Source organism: Methyloceanibacter marginalis (assembly GCF_001723295.1).
In the GTDB taxonomy this organism is placed as follows: Bacteria; Pseudomonadota; Alphaproteobacteria; order Rhizobiales; family Methyloligellaceae; genus Methyloceanibacter; species Methyloceanibacter marginalis.
This window is the reverse complement of the sequence record NZ_LPWD01000294.1, coordinates 1-5,179: the sequence shown is the minus strand read 5'-3', so window position 1 is coordinate 5,179 and position 5,179 is coordinate 1. Positions and strand designations below refer to the sequence as shown.

Genomic DNA, 5,179 nt, shown 5'->3' with positions numbered 1-5,179 from the left:
GCGGTCGTGGAGGAGTAAGATCCGACTCCGTCGAAGCGGTGGCCCAGCTCGCGCCGCCGACTACGATCTGAGCCAGAAGAACGGTGTCGAAGGCAGTCCGACATTCTTGATGAATGACGGCCGGCAGAAGCTATTCGGCAATGTCGGCTACCGGCTGCTCGAAGCGAACGTCCAGGAACTCCTGCGCCGCCCCGCGGCGAACGAGGCCAGCTGGTGCTGATCCGCACTCGCCGAGTCATATTTCCTTCCGGCCAGACCCACGGTTTGAGTAAGGTCCGGCCCCGAAAGCGTCATTCAACCCAACGCGAGGCATCATGAGCAACGAACCATCGCTGGAAGAGATCGAGCGCCGCATCCAGATCGTGGAAGATAATTTGCGCGAGCTGGTGGAGCAGGCCGCCGCCTATTCGGGCGCGGCCGACGAGGAGCGTAACGCCCAACGCATCGCCGATCAGCAGGCGAAGCTCGATGCCCTCATGAAGCAACGCGAGACCCTGCTGAACCGGACCTAGCGCCGCGCTGGTCGTAAGCCCGTTCGTCCGCGCGCCCCTATTGCGCCGGCGCCTCTGTGGCTGCCGGCGGCGTGCTTGCCGGCGGCTCTGGCTCAGGTGACGGCTCTGGCTCCGGTGATGGCGTCGGCTCCGGTGACGGCTCAGGCTCGGTGGCCTCGTGCACGCCCTCGCGCACCTCTTCGCCGACTTGCTTCGCGCCGGCGCCGACCTTCTCGGCCACGACGCCCCAGCGCACGATGTCTTGCGAGTCCGGATGGTCGCCCAAATGGTCGATGAGAAAGACCACGAGAATTGTCAGAAGGACGCCGGTGAGGACGCCAGAGAGATACGGCATGGAACACTCCGTTGCGAAAGGCTGGGCAAAGAGGAAACGCCCCTCCAAAAGGGACAGTTCCCACTTGGCGCATCTGCGAGGCGAAGGCCTCGACTCGTCCTGCTTACGACTTCGCCATCATGTTCTTGATGACGCCGGCGATGAGCGTGAGGACGATGCCGCCGATGGCGCCGCCGGCGATGTCGCCGACCCAGCCTTCAATCATCTGCCCGGCAAAATTTCCGATCAGCTGACCGGTGATGCCGCCGCCGACCGCACCGGCGATCACATTGCCGATGGTGCCGAGTGAATATTGCTTAGCCGCCGCGCCTGCGCCCGCGCCGCCGACCGCACCCGAGATCACTTGAACCAGAAGACTGGCGATATCCATGTTGGTAACCCCCCTCGTTTCCCGAAGCTTGTGTTCGGTGTCACCATTTTAGGCGTTTAGGGGCTCAAGCGCCAGTAGACTGACCGCGCGCTACTCCACTCGGCTGAAGACACGCACCGCCACATAGGCGACGAGCGCCAGCACCAGAAGGCCTCCCAGGGCGCCCAGCACGGCGAGCCCCAACGGCAGGCGGTCGGCTCCCGCCGCACCCAGAAGATCGAAGCCCTGCATCGCCACGACCGCGATCAGCGCGATGCCGGCAATGAGCACCGTGACGGCCACGAGCAAGGCGAAGCGGCGCACCTTGCGGCGCTGCTCCAGGCGGCTACTGAACATGACGGGGCGGGGCACGGTTCGAGTTTCCCGGCTCAGCTCTGGCCGAGGAGTGCCGGCGGCGGCGCGGCTGGGTCGAAGGTCTTGGCGGCTCCCTCGCGCACGCGGCGCGAGATCCACGGTGCGGCAATCGCGCAGACGACGATCGCGATAATCCATGGGCCGGCAGCCGGCAGGCCCTCGAACATGGACAGGATCAGCAGGACGAAAACGCCGAGACACAGCAAGCCGACAATCAGCCAGACGATCCACAGGGCCGTGCTGCCGGCGATGAATTTGGCCTGCGGCGCGGCCGCCGCGATACGCGATGCTAGCGCCCGCACGAAAGGGGCGTAGGTGGCGCCGCGGTCTTCGAAATTGTTGAGGCTCACGTAATGCGCGGAACGCAGCTTGACCTTGTCCCCCGTGTTGGCGCGCACCGTACACTGATACGTCTCGCCGATGGGCGAGGTATAGGCGATCAGGTGCATGTCGTGCACATCCGCGTAGGGCATCCGCCCTTCTCCGCCGGTATCGCTCCAGTGCAGAGCGTCGGGCCCGAGCGTGAAGCTGCGCTCCTTGTCGGCGAGGCTGTTGCGGACGCTGTGGGCCGGGGCGGTCATGGTGCGCTGTGGTAGCCGTAAAACGGCCCGCGCGGCAACCTTCCCTATCCCCGCGCCGCCAAACCCCCTTAGACTGCCTGCTGTCGACCAGGCTTATAGACGAGGTGGTTTTGCCGAAGACGCTATTCCAGCTCAAGCTCGCTGCGCTCTTGCTCGCGGCGGTCTTGGTGGTCCCGGGAGTGCCCCCGCGCGCCGCTGAGCAGGCGCTGCAAGGAGCCTCCTTGCCCGAGCCCGCGGACCCCGCTTTGCGAGACCGGGAGCGCTCGGCCTTGCTCGCCTTCTACGAGGCGCTCGGCGGTCCGGACTGGATCCAGCAGGATTTCTGGGGCAGCGACAAGCCGGTCGGCTTCTGGCACGGGGTGGAGACCGACGACCAGGGCCGCGTGGTGCACCTCACCATCTACGACAACAATCTGGAGGGGGCGCTGCCGCCCGCGATCTGCGGACTTGCGCGGCTCCACACGCTCCATCTGTCTTTCAATAAGATCACGGGGTCCCTGCCCGAGGCGCTGGGGAATTGCCGCGCATTGAAGAATCTCTGGCTCAAAGGCAACGAACTGACGGGCCGCATTCCCGACTCTGTGGCCCTGCTCCCGGAGCTCGAATATCTCGACGTGCACGCGAACGAACTGTCGGGCTCTCTGCCCAAGGACTGGGACACGCCGAAGCTCAAGATCTTTCGAGGCGAGGACAATGAGATTTCAGGCCAGTTGCCGGCATCCCTGCTCCGTCAGCCGAAGCTCGAGCAGGTGTTTCTGCACAACAACCGCCTGCGCGGGCCCCTGCCCGAGACGCTGACGGAAGCATTGGCGCTGCATTCGCTGTTGCTCGCCGAGAACAAGCTCTCCGGCTCCATCCCGAAAGACATCGGCAAGCTCAAGACGCTAGCGGATCTCCGCCTCAACGATAACCGGCTGACCGGCCCCGTCCCTGAAAGCCTGAACGAGGCCACGGCCCTTCAGGTGCTGCGCCTCGACGACAACAGATTGAGCGGGCCGGTGCCGAAAGGGCTGGCCGAACGGCTTGCGGTGTTCGATGTGTCGGGAAATCCGGGACTGGAGGGCACACGATAGTGCACCAGAATGCAGTCTTGCTGCGTCTAGTTTTGCGTACTGGAGAGGGTGTCCAACGCCTGGCAGTCGCCGAAGGTCGGCGTGTCATCATAGGTCAGGCAGCCTGCCTTGGCTGTCTCGGCCGGGCCAAGGGTCATAGGCAGGGTCGGCGCCTGCTCGGTGACGCAGCCTGCAAGGGCGAGAGGCACCAAGACGATCAGCAGCCGTTTCATCAGTTCACTCCCTTCCGCGAACGATGTCCGTGGCGAGCCAATCCTAGAGATATGAGCAGAAACAGGAATTGCAAGGGGCGGGAAGCCGGCACCCGCCCCCTGCTGGGATCAGCCGAAGGGTCGGCGTAGAAAATGTGGCGGCCGATCCGGGCGGTCAGTTTGAGGAATTTCGCCCAACGCGGGCTCACATAGTCCGCGTGATAGTGGGTCGCGGCCTCGAGGGACGCCAGAACCTGGTACTCAGTGCCTTTGGGATCGTTGGCCATCAACCAGGCCGCATAGCCGCGAATGCGGTCCCAGACGTCGCGCTCAGAAATCGTGTCCGGATGGCCGTCGCAGGCGAAGGAGAACTGGCAGCGATTGCGCATGTGGTCGTTCTGATAGACCACGTCGCAGATCGTGCTGGGATAGGACTCGCTTTCGACGCGGTTCAGAATCACCCGGCCGACGGCCAGTTGACCCCGCAAGGACTCGCCGCGCGCCTCGAAATACATGCCCTCGGCGAGACAGCGGAGCTCCCGCTCGGAGTACGTGGTGTAGCGCAGCGGGCCGGCGCTCTGCGCGGCCACTTCCAGCGCAGCCAGCGCAATGCCGTTTTGGGCAGCGTCCACCACCGGAACATCGGTGCCGGTCGCCTGATCGCTCGTCTCGTCCGCGTAAGCCGGTGTCAACAACGCAAGCAACGCCAAGACAAGCATGCCCCCACGCATGCTGACAGACCCCCAAACCCCCATGGATGTACCTCACACTTGTTAACCCTGTGCGGGAACGACCCGCCGCGATCGGCGCTTTTGCTGGGGAAATCTGTCCAGGGCAGGATCGGGGTGTGACGAAAACGTGTCCCCTCCGGGAAAATAGTGCGACAAATCGCTTCAACCTTGCGTTGAATACGGGCGTCCTGGCACCCTGATTGTCTTGGAGAGGAAATTGGCGCGCCGAAGGGCAGGTCCGGCCGAGACAGCAAGCTGCCCCGGCCGCTGAAAGAGCGCCTATAACATCATGTAATAATTTGATTTTTCTTAGGCGGCGATATTCTTGATGACCTTCACCACCACCAGCAGAATCACGGCGCCGATAAAGGCCAGGATGATCGCGCCGAGAAGGCCGCCACCCAGGGTGAGAGCGATCCCGAAATAGGGAAACAAGAAGCTGGCGATCAGCGCGCCGAGAATGCCGATGACGATATCGCCCACAAGGCCGAATCCCGTCCCATTGACCACGAGCCCCGCGAGCCAGCCCGCGATTGCCCCGACCACGAGTGTAATGATGAGTGCCGTCAGCATGGATTCCCCCCTCCGCTGAAATTTGTCGCGCACTCTACCATGAGTCGCGCCAGCCCTTCGCGCGTTCGCTAGGGTTTTCCCCGCACCGTGACGAGATCGAGCCAGCGGTTCAGCACGCCTTTGCAGGCTTCCGCGAAGGTTGGCAGGTTCTTCTGGCCTTCGGCAATGATGGCCTCGGCGTCAAAGCCGTTCGTCGCCATGTAGTCGGCGTTGTTCCGGCACATGATCTCGACCAGCGGCTGATCGACCTCGGCGTGATACTGGAAACCGTAGACATTCGAGCCGTAACGAAAGAGCTGACAGTCGGTGATATCGGAGGACGCAAGGTTCACCGCACCCGGGACGCTCTCGATGCGGTCGCCATGAAAATGGTAGGCGAGCAGCGTCTTGGGGTGGGTCTCGAGAATGGCGTCGTCCGCCGCCGCCTCGCTCAGCACGAGATCGTACCAGCCGATCTCCT

General features: G+C 63.6%; 10 protein-coding genes and 1 pseudogene. 3 read left to right on the top strand and 8 right to left on the bottom strand.

Annotation, left to right across the window (positions count from 1 at the left end):
• Positions 1–220: DsbA family protein (locus AUC71_RS20320; protein ID WP_204376707.1), on the top strand; the 220-nt coding region annotated here is incomplete at its 5' end.
• A 94-nt stretch (positions 221–314) separates the two neighbouring features.
• On the top strand, positions 315–512 hold the full coding sequence (locus AUC71_RS11145) for a hypothetical protein (protein WP_069624324.1): 198 nt from the start codon (positions 315–317) through the stop codon (positions 510–512).
• Positions 513–549: 37 nt separating this feature from the next.
• Here AUC71_RS11145 and AUC71_RS11140 read toward each other — a convergent pair whose 3' ends face one another.
• From AUC71_RS11140 to AUC71_RS11125, 4 genes are all read right to left on the bottom strand, one after another.
• Positions 550–846 (bottom strand): hypothetical protein, encoded by a 297-nt coding sequence (locus AUC71_RS11140; RefSeq protein WP_069624323.1) that lies wholly within the window; start codon positions 844–846, stop codon positions 550–552.
• 103 nt (positions 847–949) lie between these two features.
• Entirely contained in the window at positions 950–1,216 is a 267-nt protein-coding gene (locus tag AUC71_RS11135; RefSeq protein WP_069624322.1) for a hypothetical protein, read from the bottom strand.
• A gap of 90 nt (positions 1,217–1,306) precedes the next feature.
• Entirely contained in the window at positions 1,307–1,552 is a 246-nt protein-coding gene (locus AUC71_RS11130; RefSeq protein ID WP_069624321.1) for a hypothetical protein, read from the bottom strand.
• A gap of 32 nt (positions 1,553–1,584) precedes the next feature.
• On the bottom strand, positions 1,585–2,151 hold the full coding sequence (locus tag AUC71_RS11125) for a hypothetical protein (RefSeq protein ID WP_069624320.1): 567 nt from the start codon (positions 2,149–2,151) through the stop codon (positions 1,585–1,587).
• A gap of 110 nt (positions 2,152–2,261) precedes the next feature.
• Here AUC71_RS11125 and AUC71_RS11120 point away from each other — a divergent pair, with 110 nt between their 5' ends.
• Positions 2,262–3,224, top strand: a complete 963-nt coding sequence (locus AUC71_RS11120) for a leucine-rich repeat domain-containing protein (RefSeq protein ID WP_158007806.1) — start codon at positions 2,262–2,264, stop codon at positions 3,222–3,224.
• Between the two features lie 26 nt (positions 3,225–3,250).
• Here AUC71_RS11120 and AUC71_RS11115 read toward each other — a convergent pair whose 3' ends face one another.
• From AUC71_RS11115 to AUC71_RS19570, 4 genes and pseudogenes are all read right to left on the bottom strand, one after another.
• Complete coding sequence (locus AUC71_RS11115; RefSeq protein ID WP_069624319.1) at positions 3,251–3,436, bottom strand: hypothetical protein; 186 nt, start codon at positions 3,434–3,436, stop codon at positions 3,251–3,253.
• A gap of 125 nt (positions 3,437–3,561) precedes the next feature.
• Positions 3,562–3,954, bottom strand: a pseudogene (locus AUC71_RS22735) (cell wall hydrolase); the annotation flags it as partial.
• Positions 3,955–4,455: 501 nt separating this feature from the next.
• Positions 4,456–4,719, bottom strand: coding sequence for a GlsB/YeaQ/YmgE family stress response membrane protein (locus AUC71_RS11105; RefSeq protein WP_069624317.1), 264 nt, complete (start codon positions 4,717–4,719; stop codon positions 4,456–4,458).
• A 68-nt stretch (positions 4,720–4,787) separates the two neighbouring features.
• Positions 4,788–5,179 (bottom strand): type 1 glutamine amidotransferase (locus AUC71_RS19570; RefSeq protein WP_425283382.1); only part of this gene is annotated, 392 nt, incomplete at its 5' end.

Bases quoted from the DNA above. Each gene is read 5' to 3' on its own strand.
- AUC71_RS11145 (WP_069624324.1), top strand. From the start codon at position 315: ATGAGCAACGAACCATCGCTGGAAGAGATCGAGCGCCGCATCCAGATC.
- AUC71_RS11140 (WP_069624323.1), bottom strand. From the start codon at position 846: ATGCCGTATCTCTCTGGCGTCCTCACCGGCGTCCTTCTGACAATTCTC.
- AUC71_RS11135 (WP_069624322.1), bottom strand. From the start codon at position 1,216: ATGGATATCGCCAGTCTTCTGGTTCAAGTGATCTCGGGTGCGGTCGGC.
- AUC71_RS11130 (WP_069624321.1), bottom strand. From the start codon at position 1,552: ATGTTCAGTAGCCGCCTGGAGCAGCGCCGCAAGGTGCGCCGCTTCGCC.
- AUC71_RS11125 (WP_069624320.1), bottom strand. From the start codon at position 2,151: ATGACCGCCCCGGCCCACAGCGTCCGCAACAGCCTCGCCGACAAGGAG.
- AUC71_RS11115 (WP_069624319.1), bottom strand. From the start codon at position 3,436: ATGAAACGGCTGCTGATCGTCTTGGTGCCTCTCGCCCTTGCAGGCTGC.
- AUC71_RS11105 (WP_069624317.1), bottom strand. From the start codon at position 4,719: ATGCTGACGGCACTCATCATTACACTCGTGGTCGGGGCAATCGCGGGC.